Below are 25,641 nucleotides of genomic sequence, written 5' to 3'. Positions count from 1 at the left end.
AATGACAGTATCAACCTGCTTGGATGGTGATTGGCAGGTGTAAAAAAAATTCATACTTTAGTAGATCGATTAATTAATTATTCCAGTTAATTTTTTGTGAATGGGGAGGTGTTGCAGCACCTTCCCTATTTGAATTTTGGTTGATTATCTTACTTCGTCTGGATGTATACCCTCCTTCCTATTTGATTGACAGTATATTTTGAAACATCAAATACATTTTGCAACACTTCAGGCAATGTTTGAGTCAGATCCAGGCTCCCTGAAAAGGTTTCATCCTCGATGGCTGGCTTGGGCAGCTCAATTTCCGCATTATAGAAACGCTCTAATTTCTTTAGCATCTCCTCTAAGTTCATGCTATTCAAAAGCAATCTCCTATTAGTCCATGAAATCGAGCTTTCAGAGGCCGGTTGAATCAACAGCTTTTGTCGGCTTTTTCCGAAGCGAGCCTCTGTCCCCGGTTTTAGCATCCGGCGTTCAAAAGACCGATTTCCATTTGGTAACAACGCGATATTCCCCGTCAATAAAAGCACCGACACATAATCATCATCGGCATAAGCACTAAGATTGAAACTCGTACCAAGTACCTGTATTTTCATCACCTCTGATAAGACAAAGAAAGGTCTGTTGGCATCTTTAGCAATCTCAAAATAACCCTCACCTTCCAGATAAACGGCTCGGTCTTTTTCGTTAAATTTTTCAGGAAACGTTAATATGGAACCGGCATTCAGCCAAACTTTTGTTCCGTCTTCCAAAACGATTTCACTCCGTTTTCCGTAAGGTACGCCAATTGAATTATAACGCACCTGCTCGTTTTGTGAAACATGCTCTTGTTTTACAAATTGTTTGTAAACAACCAATGTATCGTGAAGCACCCGTGTTTTTTTATCAGCGTTGATAAATTGCACATCATCTGATTTCGAAAGGTATCCTTTATTAATAATCGCAACCTTTTGAATATCAACCTCTGGTATATTGACATGATATAAGTAAAGAGCAGCACCGATCAGAAAAAGCACGATAGCGGCCACCAAGCCTTTTCGTAGAGAGGGAGTTGTATTTTTCCGAGGCTCAATCGTATGGTGAATTTCATGCCAAAGCGCTGCATTTTCCTCTTCCGAAAAAGATGCATTCTTAACGTTTTTTACTGTATCGACAATCGCGTTGGCCAAAGATGCCTGCTTATCATCGCTAGGCATGTTCACGTCTGGTTTATCCTCATTCAAAATATCTTCGGCCTTTTTCTTTCCCATTTAAGATTGTCTTTTATAGGTAAGAGTAAAGCAGTTAATTTTTATAGACTAAATTTTTAATTTTTTTCAAAAAAACGATTTAATATTTGACAAATAATGAGACGCATACTATCATAAAAATTTCAAGTTTAGCTTGTAAATCGTTATCTTGTTTGCGTCCTTTCATCGAACTTTAAAGTCAAGAATTTCTTTTGAATTAAACAACCACCAGCCTATTTTAACAAGACACAGGATAAGACATGCTAGGTACTTTCTTCGGGGTGAGTCCAGGGTGAGTCCACATTGGGTCCAGGGTGAGTCCAGGTTTTTAAGGTAAAAACCTGGACTCACCCTGGATGGCACATAGATAGTATTTGTAGTAAATTCGAAGCAATTACCTGAAAAGTACAATTATGGTGTTGGGATGGATTACAGAGGGGAGAAGAGATCTCCGAAGCGATTAAAAACACTTAGACAAATCTAAACAAATTTATTGCTGGATCAATATAACTAAAATCAAGAAGCAGCTAATAACGAACATTAGATAACAGAAGGCAAAATACCTGCACTAGTGGTATGTCTTCTACATGCTCTCGCAATTGCTTGATTGCACGATATATTAAGGTGCGACAGCTCGCGATAGAAATATCAAGCATACTTGCTATTTCCTCATATGACAGCTCTTCATTAAATTTCAGGTAGATGACTTCCCTTTGACGTGCCGGCAGTCGTTTGATCAGCTGCTGAAGCTTAACAACAAGCTGCCTATCTTCTTCCTTTTTGATCCACACCGTTTCGGGGCTCCATTCCAGATCAAAGGGATAATCGATCCGTTCCACGAGCGCTTGACTTCTATTATCCTTTCTTAATCGAGCTAAAACATTATTCCGCAAAGAAGTAAAAAGATAAGAAAGCGGATTAACGTCTGGATTTAGCTTGCTTCGATAATGAAAAAGATTAACAAATAGATCATGTAGGCAGTCTTTGATAACATCGCGGTCAGCATGATATTTCATGCCGAATGCAAAAAGCCGATCGGCATAAAGCTTGTAAATATTTTCAAAAGCTCGGTCGTTGCCTTTGATAAATGCTTTCCAAAATGCACGCTCGTTTAGATTATCCATCTCTAGATCGAAATTCGACTATTCATCAAACAGGTTGAAAAAAATATTCGGCCAAAATAGCAAACAAAAAATCCTCAGATATTACGTTAAGGTTATGTTTTTATTAATTGGTTATCTATCGGTCTTCATAAAACGCTCAATCTCATTTTGAGCCCTTATAGCGCGCCGTTTAAAGCTAAAGATACTTTCTGATTTGACAACAGAAAGTATCTTTGTAATTTATGCAATCTTTCAACTAACTTAGAGCAGCTCCCACTTTTTCCAATAGAAGCTTGGTTTTCTTTATCCCTTCGTCTTCACTCAATTTACTTCCTTCGTACTCTATGCCTACATGCCCTTTATATCCGGCATCTTTCACAATTTTCATCATACGCAGGTAGTCAATCTGCGTTTCATTACCTTCGTTATCGAAATCATGAGTTTTAGCGCTTACGCCTTTGGCAAATGGCATTAAGTCTGTAACGCCCTGATAACGATCATATTCGTAAAAATTACCAAAGTCCGGTAGACTTCCGCAGTTCTTTTTACCCACTTGTTTCAAAACAGCGCTCAGCCATTGTCCATCTGAAGACATACCCCCATGATTCTCTACGATCACATTAATTTTATGTTTAGCCGCAAACTCGCTTAGCCTTCCTAAACCATCAATGGCAGCGCCTTTCACCTCTTCTGCAGAGCCTTTCCCGGCAGCATTTACTCGTATTGCATGGCAGCCTAAAAACTTAGCCGCTTCCACCCATTTATAATGATTCTCCACGGCCGTCTTACGTTCCGCATCGTCAGGCGCCCCCAGGCTTCCTTCTCCATCAACCATAATCAGTACATTCTTCACGCCATTATCTTTCGATCGTTTTAACATGTCTTTAAGGTAAGCTTGATCTTTCGCTTTGTCCTTAAAGAACTGATTTACATATTCTACAGCAAAAATGCCATATTTCTTTGCCGCAGTTTCCGCAAAATCTAAATTATCCATTTGTTTACCAAATAACGTCTTATGCAACGACCATTGTGCCAAGGATATATCAAAAAAATACTTCCCGTTGGTAGATGCGAAAAGGTCTAGTGGTAAATTAGATAAAGCGGTAAGGCCTAAAGCTCCTGCCCCCATTTGCTTTAAGAATTCTCTTCTGTTACTCATGATTTTTTGGTTTGTATAGGCAGGCAATTTAGAAAAAAAAGAGGAAAGATTTCTATTGCCGAAGAATATTTAATGCCAATTACGAACCTTAGGCTTACGTTTACAATCTTTTATTCAGAAATAATGTACGTTAATTTTTACAGATTACTTGCCCCATAAAAAGCACAAAAAACTGATAGGGAGACTTTTCTATTAAAGAGAGCCGACGACGGGGATCGAACCTGCGACCTACGCATTACGAATGCGTTGCTCTACCAGCTGAGCTACGTCGGCTTTTGTAAGACAAAAATAATATGGAACGCCTAATTGTCAAATCATTTTTACAAACTATTTATACGTTTCCCCATCCATTAGCCAACACATCCGCTAAGTGCATCGTTTTTATGGGAAGATTTTGCTTATCAATATAGGCCTGAAGATGCAATAAGCATGAAGCGTCTGTTGAGATGATATACTCAGCATCCATAGCAAGCGCATTATTTACTTTTTGTTCAGCCATGGCAGAAGATATTCCACTAAATTTAACCGCGAAGGTTCCGCCAAAACCACAACAGGTATCTTGGTCGCGCATCTCAACAAGCTCCAACCCATCTACTTTTGCCAATAGCTGACGAGGTTCTTCTTTTATTCTACACTCCCTCAAGGCTGAGCATGAGTCGTGATAGACCGCTCGCCCTTCCAATTCTGCTCCAAAATAGTCCTTTTTTACTATATTTATTAAGAAGTCTGATAGTTCGTGTATACTTGATTGAATGCTACGGCACTTATTATGCACCATTGAATTGGTAAAAAGATCATTATAAGCATTTTTCACCATACCTGTGCAAGACGCCGAAGGGGATATTATATATTTAGCTTCCGCGAAATCGTCGAGAAATTTATTGCCAATAACCTTAGCCTCATCCCAAAACCCCGCATTGTAGGCCGGCTGCCCGCAACAGGTCTGTTCAGGGTTGTATTGTACTTTACACCCTGCCTTCTCCAACACTTTAATTGTATTAAAAGCGGTTGTTGGATATAGTTGATCAATAAAACAGGGTATAAATAAGCTTACTTCCATAGGTATTCCATTTGTTTCAAAGGTAATAATTGTTTTTGATAGGTTCTATTCCGGTTGTCAAAGCCGGTGTCCTCCAAGGCCGTTTTCTCCAGCCCTTATTGGCTGCTCGCAAAAGCTCTCCGTTTTACTAAAATGCCGCCTCCAAAATTTACAACTAGCACTGGGAGGCACTAACACTCCTGTAAATTTTGCCTGCCTGCGGTAGGCAGGCAGCGGCGAGCTTTCTTTGCTTCTTTCTTTCGCGGAGAAAGAAAGAAGTTAAAATAAACGTTCCTTTAATCTTAATATACCCTAATTCAACGAAACATTCTCTTTATTATTCTGACGGAGAAGTCGAATCAAAAAGAACATACCTATGCCGAAGAACAATGCTAACGATAACGCAGAATATCGAATGTTTTTTGTTTGTTCTTCGATAAAAGCAAAAAAGAAAAGCCCAATGACAATGGCGAGTTTTTCCGTTACATCATAAAAACTAAAAAAAGCCGTTGTATCCTCTTCTTCACGGGGTATTAATTTGGAATAGGTGGACCTAGACAACGACTGGATTCCTCCCATGATAAGTCCTACCAATGCTGCTAAGATGTAAAATTGCGTCTCTGTTTGTATCAAATAAGCGCTAAAACAGACAACGATCCACAACAACACGGCTATAATCAAGACCCGTACATTACCCATTCTTTTGGCCAAAGTAGACATTAAAAAAGCGCCTACGATAGCTACCAATTGAATAATCAGGATCGTGGCAATTAATTTCGATGCTCCCAAATGCAAAACTTTCTCGCCAAAAGCAGCCGCTACCAACATGGTTGTTTGCACACCCATTGCGTAAAAAAAGAAAGCGCCTAAAAACTTTTTAAGATTTTGTAACCCCTTAATTTTAATCCACACCGCGTTCAGCTCATTAAAACCGCTTCTTAAAATATGTGTATTTATTTTGGCCGGCTTCGCTTTTCCTGATGGTAGCTTCTTGAACGGTATTTGAGAAAAACCCATCCACCAGAGCCCAACCAATAAAAATGAAAGACGGGGGGCAAAAGTAGCATCCTGAATACCGAACCATTCCGGTTTAAGAACAAATACGAAACAGATGATCTGTAATAAAACACTTCCGATATAACCATAAGCAAAGCCCTGTGCACTTACCCGATCCTGTTCGTCAATGCTTGCTATCTCCGGCAGGTAGGAGTTATTGAAAAGCACACCCCCGATATAACCCATCGCAGCAAGCGTACTACAGATAATCCCCCACTCTAAAGTATCTAGTTTAAAGAAAAACAGTCCAATACAGGAAAGGCCTCCCAAATAAGTAAAGACTTTCATGAATGACTTTTTGTTTCCTCTATTGTCGGCAATCGCAGAAAGAACAGGCAGTACGATGGCCATGATCAAATAAGCACAGGCAAGCGAGTAATTGGCTAATGCGGTATTAATAAATTGAAAACCAAAAAAATTAACTTGATCACCCTTATCCTGCGTAGTAGTAATCGCCGTGTAATAGGCTGGAAAAATAGTAGAAGTGATTACCAAATTATAAGCGGAGTTCGACCAATCGAACATGGCCCAGGCCCTAATGGTTGATTTATCGTTTAGTTTCATTCAAGTCGTTTCCTTTACCACAAACCTAATATTTCTTTTCCAAATTAAAGGCAAGCACTAGTCCCATTTAAACAAGAAGAGCCGTTTCATAGATAGAAACGGCCCTCTTGTTCAAGCGAAGTATGAATTAGTAACCTTCATTTTGCTTTAAAGTTCCGCTACTTTGATCGATCTGATCTTGCGGTATTGGGAAATATTCGTTCCGTGAACTAAAGGTAAGATTACGGTAAGATTGTAAAAATCCACCTTCAAATCCCGAATAGCTTTCAAGCACATCCTTGGCAACGCCCCATCGAACTAAGTCAAAGAACCGATGTCCCTCCATAGCTAATTCCAATCGACGTTCAAACCGCACCGCGTTGCGAGCGTATTCTACACTTGGAAAGGAAGGATAAGGTTTTACATCGTATTGAGCAGCTGGTGTATCTCCTATCGAAATCGGCGCTATGGTAGCCGCCCTTGCTCTAACTGAATTTACTAAGCGAAGTGCTTCACTTAAATTTCCCAATTCAATTTGACATTCGGCCGCCATTAAAACAACGTCAGCCAGTCGAATTAGGTTCACGTTCAGATCATTAATGTAGGCTGCACCGGAAACCGTATGTGAAGGGAACTGCGCGACCGGAACCTGATTCTTCTTGCCCACAAAGGGACCTGCATAACTAGCCAAACGAATCCAAGCATCACCAGGCATGGTACCATAATCCAAATAAGGAACTCCTCGCCTACCAACCGTATAATCCAGACGAGGGTCAAAACGTAAATTAACGTCTAATTGGTAATTATCCTTTGCGGCCCCGCTCAAACCAAAGTCCGACTTGTAGGGATTGCTGCGATAAGATCCGTCTAAATACGGCAAGCCTTGTTCATTCACTTTAAAGGCATTAACCAAGTCGAAGGTTGGCTGGAAGAATCCGCAGCAACCTACCGGTGAAGTGCCATACAGGCCACTCAGCATATCACCTACATTGGCGTTATCTCCAGTTCCGTCTGGACTAATAGCATGTTGGACAGCAAAAATAGATTCCGGACCATTTTCTGTTGTTACATCAAAATTATTCTCATAAGGCATGGACGTAATATCTTTTCCTGCCATTACATTTGTAAAGTGCTGCAGAGCTTCTGCATATTGTTTTTGGTACAACAATACTTTCCCCAAATAGGCTTCAGCCGCCATTTTATCTACCCGACCAACCTGTCCGTTTATTTTTTCCACGGGTAGGTTTTCCACCGCAAACTCAAGATCAGCAACAATCATTGGGTATACATCGGTATCATTTGGTTTAGTCTTCGCCTCATCCGGCGGTGTATTTTCGTCCACATACGGGATGTTTTTAAATACTCTTACTAGGAAAAAATAATAATGAGCCCTTAACATACGTGCCTCGCCTTGAATTTGAGCAGCACGATCGGCGCTAATTGTCTTATTTCCAGCTTGATCAGCCGCTAACACCCGCAATGTATTGTTACATCTAGCAATTCCCTCATAATAACGGGTCCACATAACAGAAAGGTTATCGTTGGTACTTGTAGGCTGATATACCTCAATAAGATTCATGTTAGGCTGGTCAGTACCATCACTTCCCTTATGCGCGTTATCAGAGGCTACCTCCCCAAATAACCATTGGCTTGGTGCAGAAGCATAATTTCCCCAAGTCCCATCCTGATTACCATTCAAAAGTGCGTAGGCCCCAACTAGTAAGCCTTCCACCCCTTCACTACTTATCACCTGCGGGTCTGACAGCTGCCCCTGGGGAACTTTCTCCAAAAACGACTTACTACAAGAGCCTAGTGCTAAGAGAGAAATACTTATCAATATTGCAATTTTATTCTTTTTCATCGGATACGTTTTTTGTTATTAATCTGATAACTTATAGGCCTCATCAGAAACATTAATTATTAGAAGCCAATATTTAACCCTATCATATATTGACGTGGTACCGGATAAACACCAAAGTCAACTCCCAAAGCTTGAAAGGTGCTATTGGTTTGTGAGACTTCCGGATCAAGGCCAGTATAATTTGTGATGGTAAATAAATTCGTTGCACCGAGATAAACGCGGAATCTACTGATTTCAGTATTGGCTCCAAAAAGCGTCTTCACAGGAAAGTTATAGCCTATCTGAAAATTCTTCATTCGGAAAAAACTTCCATCCTGTACATAATAACTAGAGGAAGCATATTCAAAATCTGAAGCCCCTTGATAAGGCGAAGGTGTCATGCTGCCGGTATTTGTTGGACTCCAAGCGTTTAACAAACGAGTACTGGTTTGCCCAGCGAAAGTCCCGAAATCCGTAAAATAACGCGTCGCTTCATATAAGTCATTTCCTTGTGAACCATTAAAGAACATTTGAACATCAAAATTTTTGTAGGCAGCATTAATACCTAGTGAATAAACAAAATCAGGATGTGGGTTACCAATGACATCACGGTCTTCTGGACCGATGGTTCCGTTTCCACTAATATCTGCATACTTTGGTCCCCCCACACGTGCACCAGAATAAGTCGGGCTATTCGCAAGATCCTCTTCGTCTTGATAAATACCGATCATATTGTAACCATAAAACGAACCAAAAGGCGCGCCGTCTTTCAAAATAGTGGTTTGCAAGCTTCTAAAATTCCCATATACCTGCTGCGTTACGGATGGCGCTAAAGAAACCACCTCGTTTACGTTTCGCGATATATTTGCTGTAACATCCAACGTAAATGGTTTTTGTTGACTTCTGCCATAATGATATCCTAGCGACAATTCTACTCCTTTGTTTTGCATATCACCCACATTCACATAAGGAGAAGTTCCTAAACCGATCGCAATGGCAGGCAAAGGCAATTGATAAAGCATGTCGCTCGTTTTACGGTTATACCAATCAAACGACCCGTCAAAATCACCATTCAATAAAGTAAAATCAAGTCCTAAATTGAGCGATTTCACCTCTTCCCATTTGATACCTTGATTACTGTAAGCATTTTGGTAAATACCCGTTACAAATGAGCTTCCTCCCATCGGATAAGAAGATTGCGCAATAGTGGAAGAAAAGCGATTGAGGTATTGAAAGGTTGGAATCCGCTGGTTACCTGTAACTCCATACCCTGCACGGATTTTCAAATCAGACAACCAAGTAGCATCTTTCAAAAATTCCTCTTCAGATAGCCGCCAAGCTGCACTAGCTGCAGGAAATACCCCATAAAGATTATCTGGACCGAAGTTAGACGAACCATCACGACGTACAGTTAAACTTAATAAATAACGGTCTTTAAAAGCATAGTCGGCCTTACCAAATAAAGAGAATAGGGAACCTACGTTACCTAAACTGTTATTGCTAATATTAGAGCTTCCTTGACTTAGATAAAGATAATCCAGGCTATTTAAGATAAAGAAGTTATTCCTACCTCCAGTTAATTGTCGACTGCGGCTTTTAAAAGCCTCTGTACCCAACAATACATTCAAACTGTGGTCATCACCAAGTTTCGGTTTATAATTCAAAGTGTTTGTCCAAGTCCACTCGGTATTATATCCTTGGTTTTCTGTCAAGGCGTTGTTAAAACTTCCTTCCTGAAATTCCGGATTAGGATAGACAATGTCAATATTGCCCCAGTTTTCATAGCGAATACCAAAACTGGTGCGCAACATCAAACCCTCAATAATGTCGTATTCAGCAAATGCATTACCAAAAAATGTATTACTTTTCGATTTGTCATCCTTAGCTCGATAAGATATGGCCACAGGATTCTCTCCATTTCCCAAAGCACCACCTCGAGACCCGGCAAAATTCCCCATAATATCATATACAGGAATAATATTTTGTATCCTGTAGGCAAATCCGAGCACGCTTCCTTCTCCCTGATAATCACCAGAGACATTAACATTAGATCCTATGCCATAATTCTCTGTATAAGAATATTGCGCGTTTTCTCCGATGCGTAATTTTTTATTAAATGCACTAAATTGGGTGTTGGATCTAAAATTAAAACGTTGGAAACCGGTATTAATCACCACGCCTTCTTGTTTAAAATACCCGCCGGACATTGCGTAGGTTGCATCATCCGACCCACCGCTAGCACTAAGTTGATAACTTTGCATAGGAGCAGACTGCGTCAGTTCTTTGAACCAATTGGTTCCCACCTTATTTGCTTGAGTAATCTGGTAAAAGGTGGAGTTATCACGCGAATAATTATATAGAGCAGGATCCACATCTGCAGCAGTAATTTGGGCGCCAACTTTTCCTCCAGCTAATAAATAATCCGGTAATACTGGGTTATCTCCAGAACCATACATCCTACCCCAGGCACTGACTGGATCTAGGCCTGCATTACGATAACCTTGATAAAGATTTTCTGCCCACTGTTGTGGATTTAACATATCTGGAAAAGCGCTACTTCTAGCTTGTTGAACACCGTAATATGCATCTAAACCTATTGTCGCTTTTCCTTTAGTACCCTTTCTTGTAGTGACAATAACAACTCCATTATTTGCACGTGCCCCATATATGGAAGCCGCCGAAGCGTCTTTCAATACCTGCATACTTTCGATATCATTCGAGTTCAACCAACCTAATTTTCCTTCATAAGGAACCCCGTCAATTACATATAAAGGGTCGTTATTATTGATTGTACTATAACCGCGGATGCGTATCTGAGGTGTTGCTCCCGGCGCTCCATCAGAAACGATTTGCACGCCAGTGGCTTTACCTTGTAAGGCTTCAACTGGGCTCGCAGCAGGCTGGCTTTTCAATTGTCCAATATCAACCACCGCAACGGCACCTGTCAAGTCTTTCTTACGTTGTGCGGAATAACCGGTAACCACCACTTCGTCCAAATCGCTCGTAGTTGATTGCAAGCTGATGTTATAAGTTGTCTTCCCACTGCTAACGCGAACTTCTTGACTCGTATAACCTACATAGGAGACAACTAATATGTCGTTTGCCTTCACGGTTAAGCTATACTGCCCTTGATTGTCTGTTAAAATACCGTTGGTTGACCCTTTTACTAAGACACTGACTCCTGGCAAAGGCGCATTATCCGTTGCATCGGTTACTCTACCTACAATTTTCAGTTCTTGTCGATTCTGAATGAGTAAGATCTTTTCATTTTCCACCTTATAATTAATATCCATCGGGGCCAACACCTCCTCCAGCACATCCGCTAAGTTACTTTGTAAGCTTCCCACCTCCACTATTCGATGGCTTTTTAATATAGAAGGACTGTACACGAACTTTACTTGAGATTGGGTTTCCAAATTCTCTAAAAAGTTCTTCAAGGTCATCCTCTTCTTCGTTATGCTAATCGTTTTTTTCAAAGCTCCCTGTGCTTCGGCTGTATGGGCGTAGGCACTTAAGGTTCCCACCGAAATAAGAAGCGCTTGAATAAAGGATATTCTCATCGCCGTTTTTGTTAAAGCAATAATTCGTTCTTTTTTCATAAATTCGAAAAATTTTGGTTTGTGAAGGGCCGGTTTTAAGCACCGACCCTGAATCATGATTTAATCTCCGACCGGCAATACCCCCATATTGCCGGTCTTTGTTTGGTTTAGTCTACGTTGTGTTCATAAGCGATTCATGTTTGGTTTTCGTTTTATTGATTGGATTTATTGGATTTCAATTGTTTTACCGATTATATGGTAATTGGTTTCTGTAACATTGCAAACGAGATTTAGCTGATCAAACAACTCCATACCACTCAAATCTCCTCGAAATGTAATCTTCCTGACAGCTGGTCTTACACGGATATCGATATGATAAACATCACGTAATTTATTGGCTAAGTCTGCTAAACTGATTTCTTTAAATACGACCTCATCAAGTAGCGTTCTTTTCGTCTCAACAGGAATGGGCCTTTCTACCAACGTTTCACTAAAGCTTCCTTTTTGCTCGTCCAATATCGCTCGTTGATTCATCGTTAAATTCAAGGTCTTCGGTGTCTCTATTATTCGTCGTACCAAATTATTTTTAGCACTTCGTATTACTTGTACCTTACCGGTGTACACAATTACTTCGTCTTTACCCGCTCCCTTGCCAGACTGGATTTTAAAACAAGTACCTAATACCTTGGTAATCATCTCCTCATGAAATACCTGAAAAGGATTAGCGGGATCTCCCTTCACATTAAATAGTGCATCACCGACTAATGAAACTTCTCGTTTATTAAAACGAGTAGCATATGTTAGCTGCGCTCCTTTGAAAAGCTTAATCCGCGTTGAATCCGGCAAGGAAACTTCCAATGGTTCATCATTCGGATTTATAACTTTCGTAATGAAGCTTTCCTTTTTACTCACAAAGTCCGGTTCAACGGGATTGCACTTTAATCGATTGTAAACCCAAACCGAACCTACAATTAACAGCACCGCGGCTGCGGCTGTTGATATATAAAATCTATCGAATGGCCTAATCACCGTCGATCGACCTTTTTTTTTGTCCTCACTTGGTTGCGTTTCCTTGTTAATCTTGTCCCATAGCCGATCTTCCAGTTCTGCAAATTCGACTTCGCTTAAATTTAAATCGACATCGCTATCTAACAAATCATACCAACGACGAACGGTTTCCTGCTCCTCCTGTGTGCAGTTACCTTTTAAATAGCGCTCCAATAAACTTTGAAAGGCTTTACGGCTCATAATGATGCTGGTTAGTATAGGCCTTATAAAGGCTTTACATATCTATAGTAATACAACTAAGCCATACCCCTAAATTTTTTTAATTTTTTTTTGATTTGGTTGAGACGTGGTATGGTTGAGTTGTTGAAACGTTGACTAGTTGAGTCGTTAAGTGGTGAATTGTTGAGTAACTATTTCCCTACTCAACTATTTGACTACTTAACGAATTAGCCAATGTGATAATTAGCCATAATGTTGTGGTAAGGATCTGAGCAAGCTTATTGCTTAAAGTCTAAAGCCAGGGATATGCAATAAAAGCTGATAGCCGATTTCCGGAAGTCGTTCTAGCAGCAAAATAAAGCAGAAACAATAAAAGTTATAATAATCATATAATCCTTCAGGGCTAGTCGCATGGCTTTTAACGATTGGGTAATATGGTATTCTACTGCCTTTTCGGAAATTTTTAATTTCTGTGCGATCTCCTTCACCGAGTTATATTCCAGGCGACTTAGCACAAACACTTCCCGGGTTTTACGAGGCAGCATATTAATTCCTTTTTCTATCGAGATAGAAAGCTCCCGAACCGCTAACTGCTCTTCCAAGCTATTCGCACCGATCTCACTATGCGTCTTTTTGTATTCCGCATATTGATCAAATTGCAAAACGTTTTTTAGATAATTAATGAAGCTGAATCGAACAGCCGACATCAAGTAAGCAGATAAATTGTTTATTTCAACTATTTGCCTGCGCTCCCACAGGGATATGAAAATATTTTGGGTTAATTCCTCTGCTAACTCTTTACTGCTTGATTTTTTGAATAATTGTAAAAAACACACTTTCCAATATCTCTTATAAATCTCTTTGAATGCTCGGTGGTCATTTTCCTTTATTTTCGTTAGTAATTCAGCATCCGTAGAGTCGCAGTATTCCATATCGTTTATAAAGTGGTTAGCACAAATATATAAACAACATTCAATTAAGCAAACAAACTCGGTCAATTGTATGCTAATGTGATTATTTCACACTTATTTTGTAACAGTGTGTTTCTGTGTAAAGGGGACTGTACTCTTTATTTATTCCATTAGAGATAATACTTACCGCTATTAAATTTTATTTTTCCGCCATCAACTAAATTACGGATACAGGTGATTCGATCGCTTTCATCTCCCGTTTTCAATCCATCGACCAAAGCATCTAAGGTCAAATGATTAGTTGATAGCAGGTCTATGATCTCGGCAACGATTAGGTCTTCTATTTCTTCTTCCTTTGCTTTCTTCTGCCTCTTCAGGCAATAATCGCATATCCCACAAAGCTCCATGTTTTTCTCTCCGAAATAAGCTAACAGTTGTTGTGATCGGCAAGCATCAAGCTGTAAAAAGTTGAGTACAGACTGCAATTGCTCCTCGCCTATTTTCTTTCGTTCATCAATGTGCTTTTTGTCAATATGTAAATGCTGTGAATCGCTTCTTGGTTGCAAGAACTGGATCTGTGGTTTATCTGTCTGCGATAAATAACTGATAATCTGATACTGTTCCAGCTGCTTTAAATGGTTAAGCGTCTCATGGAGTGAGAGTCCCGCTTTACGGGCTAAGTCCGCCTCACGGAATGAAACATAATAATCAAAGGCCCCGCCATAAGCACGTAACATGACTTTGATAAATCCATCCAGGTTGGCATGGGCTACTTGAAAACTGTATAGATCTTGCGATCCCACTTCGAAGCGAAACCGGGAAGGTAAGTATACATTTTCTGTTACTGCGAGCCATTCATCGCGTTCCAAAAACTTCAGCGCACTAATTACTTTTAAAGGTTCTAACTGGTACCTTTTGCAAAAAGTGCCTATATCAAAATCAAAGCACAGATATTGTCCTGCACCATACGCCAATTGAAAATAATTTCCCAAGTGATAATAAATTTGGGTGATTTCCTTGGTTGTGGGAAAGCTTAACTCAAAATTTCTTATTAGTCGCTCCTTGTCTTCTTCATTATACAACAACACCGCGTAGGCTTTCTTTCCATCCCGTCCGGCTCGCCCAGCCTCCTGAAAATAAGCTTCCAATGTATCCGGAATATCCATATGGATTACGAAACGAACATCAGGTTTGTCAATACCCATACCAAAAGCATTGGTTGCTACAATTACCTGTGTCTGGTTTTGTTTCCATGCCTCTTGCTTTTTCGATCGTTCCGGGGTCGACAACCCGGCGTGATAAAAATCGGCTTTTATGTTTTCCATCAACAGGAAACGGGTAATTTCCTGCGTTTCCCTTCTGTTTCGGACATAAACGATACCACTTCCTTTTATTTTTTTTATGATTTTGACTAAGCGGCCGGTCTTATGGTTTTCAGCAATCACCATATAGGCCAAATTTTCCCGTGAGAAACTTTTGACGAATACGGCTTGGTCGGTCGTTTTTCTAAATTTAAGTTTCTCCTGGATGTCATTTACTACTTTAGGTGTGGCAGTAGCCGTTAATGCTAAAAACGGCACCTGTGGATGTAGCTCACGTAGTTCAGATAAATGAAGATAAGGGGGTCTAAAATCATATCCCCATTGTGAAATACAATGAGCCTCATCAATGGCGAATAAATTGACAGGCATATACCGTAGCCGTTCTTTCACGAGCTCGTTCATTAGGCGTTCAGGCGACAGGTATAAAAATTTTATATCTCCATACACGCAGTTGTCCAATGCAATATCTACTTCACGTTTGGTCATACCCGCAAATATTGCTACCGCTTTTATGTTTCTTGCTTTTAAATTCTCGACTTGATCTTTCATTAAGGCTATCAAAGGAGTTACAACAATGCAAATCCCTTTCATTGCCAGTGCAGGAACTTGAAAGCAGAGCGACTTACCTCCGCCTGTAGGCATCAACGCTAAGGCATCATGGCCAGCCAAAACATGGTTTATAACCTCTTCCTGAAGAGGTCTAAAACGCGAATAACCCCAATACCGTTCTAGAATTTCGTGTATAGACATAGCGTTTAAGCTATTTAGCGCCCCAAACATAAGCAAAATTATCCTTTAGACAGTAGAATTCGATATTCAATCGCTCTGCATCTGCCCGCCACCTATCAATCGTATGCCGACTATTAGACCCATCTAGTATAAGAAGCGTGCTTTTTTTCAAGGTGCCCAACAAGCTGTCTAACGGTCTTTTCGGATTGTTTCGTACCAACAACCAGTCAGGTGCGGTAGCGATTGGATGGTTCTTTCGACCGTCTAAAATCAGCAACTGTTTCTCCATAAATTGAAGATGATTGTTCGTGATGGAAATATCGTTAAGATGGAACTTCACTGGTTCTTTGATAAAGGATAAATATTGAATCGATGAATAAGCTTCAAGTGCCGGTATTACGGAATATTGGATAAACGCTTGTTGTATCGAATCGGCATTGCTGTAAAGAATTGGTTTTGCACCATTTATAAGCCCTATAGCCATTTGATCATTGACATTGAAGATGATGAGTCGGTTACTGTTATGCTTAGACCATAATTGCTGATTGACAATCAGTCCTAAAACAAGAATACTTATAATTGATACATAAAACAACTGCTTCCGGGAAAATTGAAAAGCTAGTACCAGCGTTATCATAACCAGGTAAAGCATCAGGTATTCATAGCTTGTTAACCAAATCGACTTCACGGTAGCTAAAGGCCATTGTTCTATACGAACCAATACCCGGTTAACAAAAAGAACGAATTGCTCTAATATATCAGCCATACCATAGGTGAATTTGTTTAACGGCAGCATTAATAATAAGAAACCAGCGTAAATAATGAGGCTAACCGGCAAGGTGATAAACAAGTTTGCCGGCAAAAAATAAACAGGAAAGAGATGAAAATAATAGAGCACCAGTGGGAAATTCGCTAATTGTGCTGCGCAAGACATCGATACATATGACCAGCCTTTATTCGCTAGTTCATATTTAAACCTTACTAGCGCTGATAAAAGAGGCATCAACCAAATGATGCCAAGAACCGCCAAATAAGACAATTGGAAACCTACATCTCTCAGAAATCCCGGGTTGTACAATAATAAGAAAAAGGCAGAGGCGGCTAGGTTGTTATATCCATTACCGGCACGTCTCAGCGTATTGCCAATAATGAAGATACTGATCATAAATGCCGCTCGGAGAACAGATGGCGCAAAACCTGTTAGTAATGCGTAAGCCCATATAAAGAGTAATAATAAAAGAAGACGTATATATCGCAACCATCCGCCTTTATTCATCCATTGTAAACAAAAAGCAAACAAAGCGAAGACAATTCCAACATGCATACCGGAAACGGCCAATATGTGTATTGTGCCGGTAGCGGAGAAGACCTTTATCAGTTCCTTCTCCAAGGAAGCACGGTACCCTAAAACTAGCGTAGCGAGAAGTGCCGCAGACTCCTTACTCTTAAAATACCGATTAAACTTCTCGACCATTTTTTTTCTGGTTTCGAGCGCGTAACCGATTAACGGGTTTCCCGTTTTACGACCGGTCTTGCTCAACGCATCTGAAGTAAGAAACGTTTCGTGCCAAATTCCCCGATGAGACATATAAACTGCGTAATCAAATTCATGGGGATTATAAGGTTGCCTGAGTCGTTTAAAGTTGCTAAGAATACGAAGCTCATCACCATAATGGAGTAGTAAGTCTCTCTCCTTTGTTTTAATTTTCAGTAAAAGCTTCCCTCTTACCGGCTTATATTCATCTTTTATCTTCACATAATTGATTGTCATTTCGGTGCTTATAATTTCCCCTTTCACCTTAGGTTCACCGGATACAAAACCAAGCAAATGATCACTCTGATAATGACTGAAATGTCTATGGTCGATAACCGGATTGCTTTCCCAGTTTAGCAAAGCTCCGAAGCAAATAAGTATTGAAAAAAAAATTATAAAAGCAGGTCCATATAAGTATCGAACCTTCCACTTTGTTCCAATGGCAAGACCAAAAAAACAAGCAATTAACAATAGACAAGCAATTAGTATGAGCCGATATGTAAAAATCGAAGCGGGTATGAAATAGGTTATTCCAATTCCGAGGATGAGGGCAAGCAAAAAAGATACGAATGGCGCCTGTGTATGGTAATTGATGAATCTAGACATCTCAGTTTAAAATTGAAAGCGTAGCTGCATTTTGATTTCTGATTTGCGATTGCCTTCAATCTTATCCAAGGTCGAACCGAGTTCTTGGAGCGTCGGATAGTGACTAGCCGCATAACGGCACCAAAAATCCATACCCCTCTTGATTCGACAGCGTAGATTGAGATAATAACGTATCCCTTTATTGCTGTAGAATGGAAACGATGATGCATATAAAACATCATTCTCAAAGGCGTATATGCGCGAATTGTAACCATCTGTTTTAAATAAAGCGATACGGGCATTACCTGAAAACATACCTTGAGGCTTATAAATTACATCCTGATAAAACAGGTAGCCTTTCTCGGCATGTGCGGCTTTTTTATAAAACCCATATTCAAACCGGTTACGGAAAACGATGGTCGAGCTAACCTGATACTGTGCTTCAGCCCTAATTTGTTGTCGCTGAACCCGGTCTAGCACGGCAGTGGGGTGTATCGAATCGCCATTTTCAGCTTTATTCCGAAAACGGTAACGAAGCAGATATCTTAGCTTTTTATTGGGAGTAAGAGTCAATTGTGTAAACAGATCCTGACCATCCGATGGTGCGTCTACTCGGTACCTTATCCAAGGAAATTTAAAAGCATCTGCATAAGCCACCCATAGTACTTTCTTATTGGGTTGAAAGATAAGTCCGGTATAGAATCCTTTTTCATTTACTGCACGGCTCCCTTCCGATAATCCTTGGTTATAGAATGCATGATAGTTCTTTTGGTAATCTCTGTACTGCAAAACCAAGGACAAGTCGTGGGATAAGGACGAGATAATACCATTTGTATACGCTAAACCGCTACCAAAACTATGCGCTACTTCTCCAAAGAGGTACATATTATGAATATAGGTATGGTAGTATATACTGGCATTTGATAAATCGTTTCCGGCAAACGCATATTGATTGTATAAAAGTGTCCGAGGTCTTATTATACCTGACAGCTTGGTATAAAACACATTGCCACCAATAGTAAGTGAATTTCGTTGATACTGAACATTGGTACCAAATAGCAACTGCTTTAAATTGTGCCTGTTCGATACCTCGTTAGGTGTTCTATGTAAGCCGTTTTCAATAATAGCGCTATAATTAGCTTTACCGGCAAGACTATCCACGAAGGTAGCGCTCAATCTTTTATAAGATATAAAAGGCGTAATGCTCCACTTTTTTACTGAATAGGTGGCTGAGATCCCGCGAAAAAAAGAAAACTCGTTAGCTGATGTATAGGGACGTAAACCGATGCCTTGTCGCGCCACATGTTGAACCAGTGCTCCCTTTCCGAAACTAACCCCTGTCCATAAAGCAAGTCCTTGTCCAAACTGTAGAGAATAGTCGCCAATAACAACATGTTTCCATCGTTTGACGCTCTGTAGATAAAGGCTTCCCGAATAAAAGTCAAAGCCAAGGCGCTGTGCCCCGTTAAAGAACTGTTCACCTGCGTCCTTTTTCATGTTTAACGATAGTTGAAGTTTTTGCGGAACCGTGTAACGATATCGGCCAAATAAACGATCGGCACTACCCAGATATCTCGACCTGTTTAGATCCTTTATGGCATAGCCGTTTTGCTTCTCTAGGATGCGTCCATATCGAAACATCAAATCATGTCTTCCGCTGCTTAGAAACTCTTTTGCCGGCATATTCCAATTCGACGATGGCTCTACCCGAACAAAAGGTAGCAGGAGCCGTACCGTCTCCACATCCAGCCCGTCCACCGCTTGCAGTTCATATACCGTCAGATAAGGACCCGCTAGTTTACGATGGTTGATAATAGCAGCTACCTGCAAGGGTGACAAAAAACGAAGTTCGCTTAATTCCTCGTTGCTTGTTTTATTAAGATCGATCGGATGTTTCAAATAGTAGTTCCATCTCTCTGTAAGCTCCATATAATCATAATCTTCTGTGAGATCATCGGCCATGGATTCAACAAGCTGTTCGATAAGATCGGTATTTTCCGTTTGGCAAAAAGTGGCCAGATGGGATAACAGAAATAAGAATACAAAAAAGACCGATTTAGAAAGCATAGGCAAGCAATAATTGAGGGGATAACCCGAGTCGATGGTGAATCACCGTGGCTAAATCCAAAATCATTTTATGATATACAAAGCCAAACCCACAAAATTGACTAAACTCATTTAATCCGATTCCACCTCGAAAGCTCATCCAGGAAATGGGTTTATATTCAAGGCCTGTTCGGAAATCTACCTTATCTCGATAAAGAACCTTCTCCGAATCGGCAGTTATAAGTAAATTCGGATGAAATTGATAGCTGGTACCTACGCCGATTATCACCGGAATAACGGAATAAGCGGAATAATCATAAGAAGCATATCCAGGGTTTGCAACGCGGGCACCGATGACCCAGAATGGTTTTACTTGAAATTGTAAACCAACATCCGCCGAAAAAGCTTGATTTCTGCCATATTCCCTCAGCTGCAGTTGATGGTAATTTAAAGCAAGGCCGATGGACAGCTGAGGGCCAAAACGTTTAGCGTAGCTAAGATTTGCCTTCAACTCGCTATAAGCATCCTTAATCCCATAATTTGAAATATGAGAACCAAATACACCCAATTTTGTGGGCACTGCCAATAGCAGCCCCTGCGTGCGTATATCTGTGTTTAAAAAATGTTCTTGGTGATAAATGCCTGCTCTAGATGCAGTCATTGAACCAATGCCGGCCACATTGGATGTCAGCCCTTCAACACCTTGCAATGCATTTCCCGTACCACCCATAGCACAATATCGGGAAGCCGGGTAAACCTGGGCTGAGAGGTTGATAGCGGTTAGTAATAAAATTAGGTTTAAGAAGGTACCAAACATAGCACCTTAAAGATACTTAAACCGAATATTTTAACGTAGTTAGCCTTTGATAATGAACAAACTGAACAAAATTATTTGATAAAATGTTTCTCCTGTTTAAAAAACTCTTCAAGGGCAATGCGATCCGTTTTGAACGTCAAATCCTCTATTTTAATGTCTTCCAACTTAATAAGTCGAAAGGCCTGAAAAACATCCCCTTCTGTCTCATCAAAATCAAAAGCACATGTTTTAAAAGTTAGATTAAAAGGCATTTTATTGCGTACACGATAGTAAACGGAGATAATCTGACTATCATTAAAGTAAGAATGTTCATAAAAGTCGGTTGTATAAATATGATCTAATACCTCCACCTCTACCAAACATTCTTCCATATACTCCCTGCGTAAAGCGTCTCGCAATCCTTCTCCATATTCCAGTCCACCTCCCGGAAATTTACTAAAACGTTTACCATACTCTTGTTCATCACTGATCAGGATTTCGCCCTGCTCTGTCACAAGGATACCATACACCCGCACGTTAAATGGATACAATGCCTGCATGTTCTATTATTATTTCTTATAAATCGATGAAAGATCTTTAATTTCAATATGCTTAAAATCGACGGGCTGTCCCTCGCTTTGGAGCGCAATATAGCCACTTTTCAACAGTTTGCCATCGACTTTAATCGTTGGGTCATAACCATGTGCTACATCACCTCCAATCTGTGGTTTAGCATATTGTAGTACGGTATCCCCTTCAATAATATGGGTCACTAAAGAATCGCCTAAAACGATTAGCTCAGCATGAACCCACTGATCCCCATCGTACGTTTTTGAAGTTGAATTAAGACAATGCGAATCGGCGATTTTCCCTTTATATACGACATGAGTTCCCGGCGAGCACATATTACCGGTTGGCCTGGGCTTTCCATCCCCCAAGCCCCCCAGGAACTGCATCTCTACTGAAATAGGCCAGTCTTGCTCTTTTGGCATAGTACGAGGGTCTTGCGAATGGAACATTACTCCACTATTACGTAGCGTATAAGACGGAGCCCCTTTTTGTAACTCACCAACAAAACGATATGCTAATTTAAGGTGGTAGTAGGCATAAGGGATTTTATAATATAAATGCCCGAATTGATCATTGAAATCGCCATATTGATCATATCGTACTTGTATGGTACTATCCCTTACCCGAAATGTATTCCCATAATTTTCGCCGAACTCATGATGATGAATTTTCACCATCCAATCATTGATATCCTTTCCGTTGAAAAGGGAGACCCATTCTTCTTTTTTTTGTTCATCTTCGCTTTCGGTTGCCGTATTCGATCTGCATCCCGCTGTTACCAAAATCCCCAAAAAAAGCAATGGAGCAATTATTTTTTTCATCCTGTTATTTTCTTTTTGATGGTTGATGAAAGCTCGGGTAAATAACCGAAGCGACAGCGAAGCTCATTGACACCTAAAAATGTAAATACTTGTCAATTGCCCTGTGTGTCCATTATTATTTACATCTCGGTTTCATCTGTATATAATTTTCTTTTTAAAAGTGATGAAGCTATCAGATTTATTCATCCCCTATGTGGTTTGAATAAACTATGATGAGCTCATAATTCAAATTTGATGGGCTGAAAATACGAAATTTAAAATATTCTATAGTATGCTAATCCCAATTCTCCAATTGCCGTATTAATTGAACATCAAAAGCAACCAAATTATTTTAACACAAAATCATCCCTCACCTTATGAAGCTCATATCTATTTCGTATCTTTATGCCCTTAAATATTTCATGTGCAAATAATTTGTCCTTTAAAGGCCATATGGAATATCCAGGTTATTTCATCTGTGTTTGTATTTGGCAATCATGGATATTCATGGGATTTTATATATTAAACCTATGATAGCTTGCAATCTGGTAAAACACTATTGAATAGCACATTATCCAATAAAAAAATAGCGAGGAGATTTTGGATTACTTACAAGGATTGAACCCTTCACAACGGGCAGCAGTAGAACAAACAGATGGCCCTGTTATGATTGTAGCAGGAGCTGGATCGGGCAAAACGAGAGTCATAACCTATCGAGTAGCCCATCTAATACAAAAAGGCATTGATCCATTTAACATTTTAGTATTAACATTTACCAATAAAGCCGCCAAGGAAATGCGCGAGCGGATCATGAAAGTAGTTGGAAATGAAGCTAAAAACATTTGGATGGGTACTTTTCACTCCGTATTCGCTAAAATCCTTCGTGTGGAGGCTCATCATATTGGCTATCCTGCCAATTTCACTATTTATGACACGGACGACAGTAAGAGCTTGATCCGATCGATTCTCAAGGAAATGCAGTTAGATGATAAACTGTACAATGCAAACTTTGTATATAATCGGATATCCGCGGCGAAAAACAACCTGATATCCGCTGCAGAGTATCAAAAGAATGCACAAATACAGGCTGAGGATCAATCGGGCGGAAGGGGTAATCTAGGTCAAATTTATCAAACCTATAGTCAACGCTGCTACAAAGCAGGTGCAATGGATTTTGACGATTTGCTTTTTAAAACCAATGTCCTGCTGAACCAACATCCGGAAGTACTTTATAAATATCAAACAAAGTTCAAGTATTTAATGGTTGATGAGTACCAAGACACCAACTTCTCACAATATCTGATTGTTAAAAGGCTAGCGGCAATCAACGAGAACATCTGCGTAGTGGGTGATGATGCTCAAAGTATTTATGCTTTCCGGGGCGCGAATATCCAGAATATTTTAAATTTTGAAAAAGACTATCCGGACTTAAAAGTTTTTAAGTTGGAGCAGAATTATCGTTCTACCCAAAATATTGTAAATGCCGCCAATAGTATTATCTCGAATAATAAAAATCAGTTAAAAAAGAACGTTTTCTCCGAAAACGAAACGGGCGACAAGATAAAAGTTGTACGGGCTTTCAGCGACAATGAAGAAGGAAAAATGGTAGCGGAAAATATTTTGCAAGACCGTTCCTTGCAATCGCTGCGTTTTAAGGATTTCGCCATTCTCTACCGTACCAACGCACAGTCGCGCGCCATGGAAGAGGCCTTACGAAAACTTAATATACCGTACAAGATATACGGAGGCACCTCCTTCTATCAAAGGAAAGAGATCAAAGATTTAATAGCCTACTTTCGACTTACTTTTAACCCCAACGATGAAGAAGCACTTAAGCGTGTCATTAATTATCCCAGACGGGGCATAGGTGACACCTCGGTAGAACGCATCTTTATTGCTGCAAATCAACATCAAAAAAGTATTTGGGAAGTCATTACCACCCCACAACAGTATTTGGACGGACGTACGGCAGCTGTTGTATATCCCTTTGGCTCCCTCATCCAAAGTTTCCAAGTGCTGGCGAAGAACAACAGTGCCTATGATACCGCTCTACATATCGCACAACATTCCGGTATATTGAAAGATCTCTATGAGGATAAATCCGTTGAAGGCCTAAACCGGTATGAAAACATTCAGGAATTATTAAATGGTATTAAAGAATTCAGTGAGCGTGAAGATATAGCAGAAAAAGGCCTAGATGTATTTATGCAGGATATTGCGTTATTGACAAATGACGACAATGATAAGAATCCGAATGCTGATACAGTATCACTGATGACAATTCACTCTTCGAAAGGGCTGGAGTTTCCGCAGGTTTTTATCGTTGGACTTGAAGAGAACCTCTTCCCTTCGCAGCTTGCCCTGAATTCACGTACGGAATTGGAGGAGGAGCGTCGGCTATTCTATGTGGCGATTACACGTGCTGAGAAGAAGCTGACCTTATCCTATGCAACATCACGTTATCGTTGGGGAACACTCAATAATTGTGAACCGAGTCGGTTTATAGATGAAATAGACCCCAGATACCTGGCACTGGATTTCAGCGCTCCTACAGCCGCTAAATCCAGCGGTGATGATGTTTTTGGTAAAGCAAGGACAGCTTGGTCGCAACCGCAATCACAAGACATCTTTACCAAACCCAAACCGAAAGTAGTGCCCAAAACCACTTCCATTTTACCAAAAGCGCATCAACCTAGTGCCGGTTTCGCACCGTCTGATACCAGTAATTTGCAAGTGGGGATGGAAGTAGAACATGAACGCTTTGGATTTGGGAAGGTAATTAATTTAGAAGGTAATAAACCGGACATAAAAGCAACTATTTTTTTTAAAGAATTAGGACAAAAGCAATTGTTGCTTAAATTTGCAAAACTTAGAATTGTTAATTAGCCAATTGGCTAATTAGCTCATTAGCTAATTGAAATATGGAATTTGACTATAATAGCACACGAAAGAGATTAATATTGGCAGAATATGGCCGTAATGTTCAAAACATGGTGGCTTATATCTGCACCCTCCCCACGAAGGAAGAACGCAACCGGCACGCACAGGTTGTCATCGACCTAATGGGCTTTTTAAATCCGCATTTAAGGGATGTATCGGATTTTAAACATAAACTTTGGGATCACTTGCACATTATCTCCGATTTCCAAATTGACGTAGATTCGCCTTATCCCAAGCCTACGCCAGGTGCTATACATGCAAAGCCGGAAACGTTGAATTATCCGCAGCATCGCATTAAATACAAGCATTACGGTTATATCATTGAGTTAATGATTGAAAAGGCCAAGAAGATTGAAGATCCGGAACGTAAAAAAACAATGGTACAGGCAATGGCCAATTTCATGAAAATGGCCTATGTAACTTGGAATAAAGATTCTGTCAGTGACGACCACATCGTTGACGATTTGAAAGAAATGTCAAATGGTCAATTAGTGCTCGATGAAGATGTGAACTTAACTAAACTGGAATTCAAAACACCGCCTCCAGGTAATCGCACAAAAAGTAATACTAGCAGTAACCAGCAAAGTGGTGGCGGCCAGAAAAATCGGCAGCAGCAGCATAAAAATCAGAATAATGGCGGTAACAAGAAGCGTAAACGTTTCTAAATCGCTAT

Annotated in this window: 17 protein-coding genes and 1 tRNA gene; 2 read left to right on the top strand and 16 right to left on the bottom strand. The window is 40.1% G+C overall.

Annotation, left to right across the window (positions count from 1 at the left end):
• Nucleotides 1-149: 149 nt before the first annotated feature.
• The 16 genes from QT327_RS10275 to QT327_RS10200 all read right to left on the bottom strand — a co-directional run bounded on the left by QT327_RS10275 (nt 150) and on the right by QT327_RS10200 (nt 22,049).
• Nucleotides 150-1,250: a FecR family protein gene (locus QT327_RS10275; protein ID WP_289552771.1), complete on the bottom strand. Its 1,101-nt coding sequence runs from the start codon at nt 1,248-1,250 to the stop codon at nt 150-152.
• 506 nt (nt 1,251-1,756) lie between these two features.
• Nucleotides 1,757-2,353, bottom strand: coding sequence for an RNA polymerase sigma factor (locus QT327_RS10270; protein ID WP_149105556.1), 597 nt, complete (start codon nt 2,351-2,353; stop codon nt 1,757-1,759).
• Nucleotides 2,354-2,588: 235 nt separating this feature from the next.
• Nucleotides 2,589-3,491: a sugar phosphate isomerase/epimerase family protein gene (locus tag QT327_RS10265; RefSeq protein ID WP_013666210.1), complete on the bottom strand. Its 903-nt coding sequence runs from the start codon at nt 3,489-3,491 to the stop codon at nt 2,589-2,591.
• A gap of 200 nt (nt 3,492-3,691) precedes the next feature.
• A tRNA-Thr gene (locus tag QT327_RS10260) sits at nt 3,692-3,764 on the bottom strand.
• 58 nt (nt 3,765-3,822) lie between these two features.
• A complete protein-coding gene (locus tag QT327_RS10255) occupies nt 3,823-4,551 on the bottom strand; it encodes a (Fe-S)-binding protein (RefSeq protein ID WP_013666209.1) in 729 nt (242 codons plus the stop codon).
• A gap of 291 nt (nt 4,552-4,842) precedes the next feature.
• On the bottom strand, nt 4,843-6,150 hold the full coding sequence (locus tag QT327_RS10250) for an MFS transporter (RefSeq protein WP_289552768.1): 1,308 nt from the start codon (nt 6,148-6,150) through the stop codon (nt 4,843-4,845).
• 127 nt (nt 6,151-6,277) lie between these two features.
• The gene (locus tag QT327_RS10245) at nt 6,278-7,990 is read right to left on the bottom strand and encodes a RagB/SusD family nutrient uptake outer membrane protein (RefSeq protein WP_013666207.1); all 1,713 of its coding nucleotides are present in this window, start codon (nt 7,988-7,990) and stop codon (nt 6,278-6,280) included.
• Between the two features lie 59 nt (nt 7,991-8,049).
• A complete protein-coding gene (locus QT327_RS10240; RefSeq protein WP_013666206.1) occupies nt 8,050-11,568 on the bottom strand; it encodes a SusC/RagA family TonB-linked outer membrane protein in 3,519 nt (1,172 codons plus the stop codon).
• A 165-nt stretch (nt 11,569-11,733) separates the two neighbouring features.
• Nucleotides 11,734-12,756, bottom strand: a complete 1,023-nt coding sequence (locus tag QT327_RS10235; RefSeq protein ID WP_013666205.1) for a FecR family protein — start codon at nt 12,754-12,756, stop codon at nt 11,734-11,736.
• Nucleotides 12,757-13,079: 323 nt separating this feature from the next.
• Nucleotides 13,080-13,667: an RNA polymerase sigma factor gene (locus QT327_RS10230; protein ID WP_013666204.1), complete on the bottom strand. Its 588-nt coding sequence runs from the start codon at nt 13,665-13,667 to the stop codon at nt 13,080-13,082.
• Nucleotides 13,668-13,816: 149 nt separating this feature from the next.
• Nucleotides 13,817-15,718 (bottom strand): RecQ family ATP-dependent DNA helicase, encoded by a 1,902-nt coding sequence (locus tag QT327_RS10225; protein WP_289552766.1) that lies wholly within the window; start codon nt 15,716-15,718, stop codon nt 13,817-13,819.
• A gap of 10 nt (nt 15,719-15,728) precedes the next feature.
• Entirely contained in the window at nt 15,729-17,837 is a 2,109-nt protein-coding gene (locus QT327_RS10220) for a ComEC/Rec2 family competence protein (protein WP_289552765.1), read from the bottom strand.
• Between the two features lie 6 nt (nt 17,838-17,843).
• On the bottom strand, nt 17,844-19,883 hold the full coding sequence (locus QT327_RS10215; protein ID WP_149105549.1) for a ComEA family DNA-binding protein: 2,040 nt from the start codon (nt 19,881-19,883) through the stop codon (nt 17,844-17,846).
• Nucleotides 19,873-20,679, bottom strand: coding sequence for a hypothetical protein (locus QT327_RS10210; RefSeq protein WP_130857306.1), 807 nt, complete (start codon nt 20,677-20,679; stop codon nt 19,873-19,875). The genes QT327_RS10215 and QT327_RS10210 overlap by 11 nt, the downstream gene beginning before the upstream one ends.
• Before the next feature lie 71 nt (nt 20,680-20,750).
• On the bottom strand, nt 20,751-21,218 hold the full coding sequence (locus QT327_RS10205; protein ID WP_013666199.1) for an NUDIX domain-containing protein: 468 nt from the start codon (nt 21,216-21,218) through the stop codon (nt 20,751-20,753).
• Nucleotides 21,219-21,227: 9 nt separating this feature from the next.
• The gene (locus tag QT327_RS10200) at nt 21,228-22,049 is read right to left on the bottom strand and encodes a 3-keto-disaccharide hydrolase (RefSeq protein ID WP_130857305.1); all 822 of its coding nucleotides are present in this window, start codon (nt 22,047-22,049) and stop codon (nt 21,228-21,230) included.
• Nucleotides 22,050-22,628: 579 nt separating this feature from the next.
• Between QT327_RS10200 and QT327_RS10195 the strand changes: the two genes are divergently transcribed.
• Nucleotides 22,629-24,914 carry an ATP-dependent helicase gene (locus QT327_RS10195; protein ID WP_289552764.1) on the top strand — a complete coding sequence of 762 codons (2,286 nt, stop codon included), beginning with the start codon at nt 22,629-22,631 and terminating at the stop codon, nt 24,912-24,914.
• Nucleotides 24,915-24,949: 35 nt separating this feature from the next.
• A complete protein-coding gene (locus QT327_RS10190; protein WP_013666196.1) occupies nt 24,950-25,633 on the top strand; it encodes a DUF4290 domain-containing protein in 684 nt (227 codons plus the stop codon).
• Nucleotides 25,634-25,641: the final 8 nt, after the last annotated feature.

Source organism: Olivibacter sp. 47 (assembly GCF_030372825.1).
In the GTDB taxonomy this organism is placed as follows: Bacteria; Bacteroidota; Bacteroidia; order Sphingobacteriales; family Sphingobacteriaceae; genus Olivibacter; species Olivibacter oleidegradans.
Note: the sequence above shows the minus strand (reverse complement) of the source record. Positions and strands in the feature narration are given on the sequence as shown.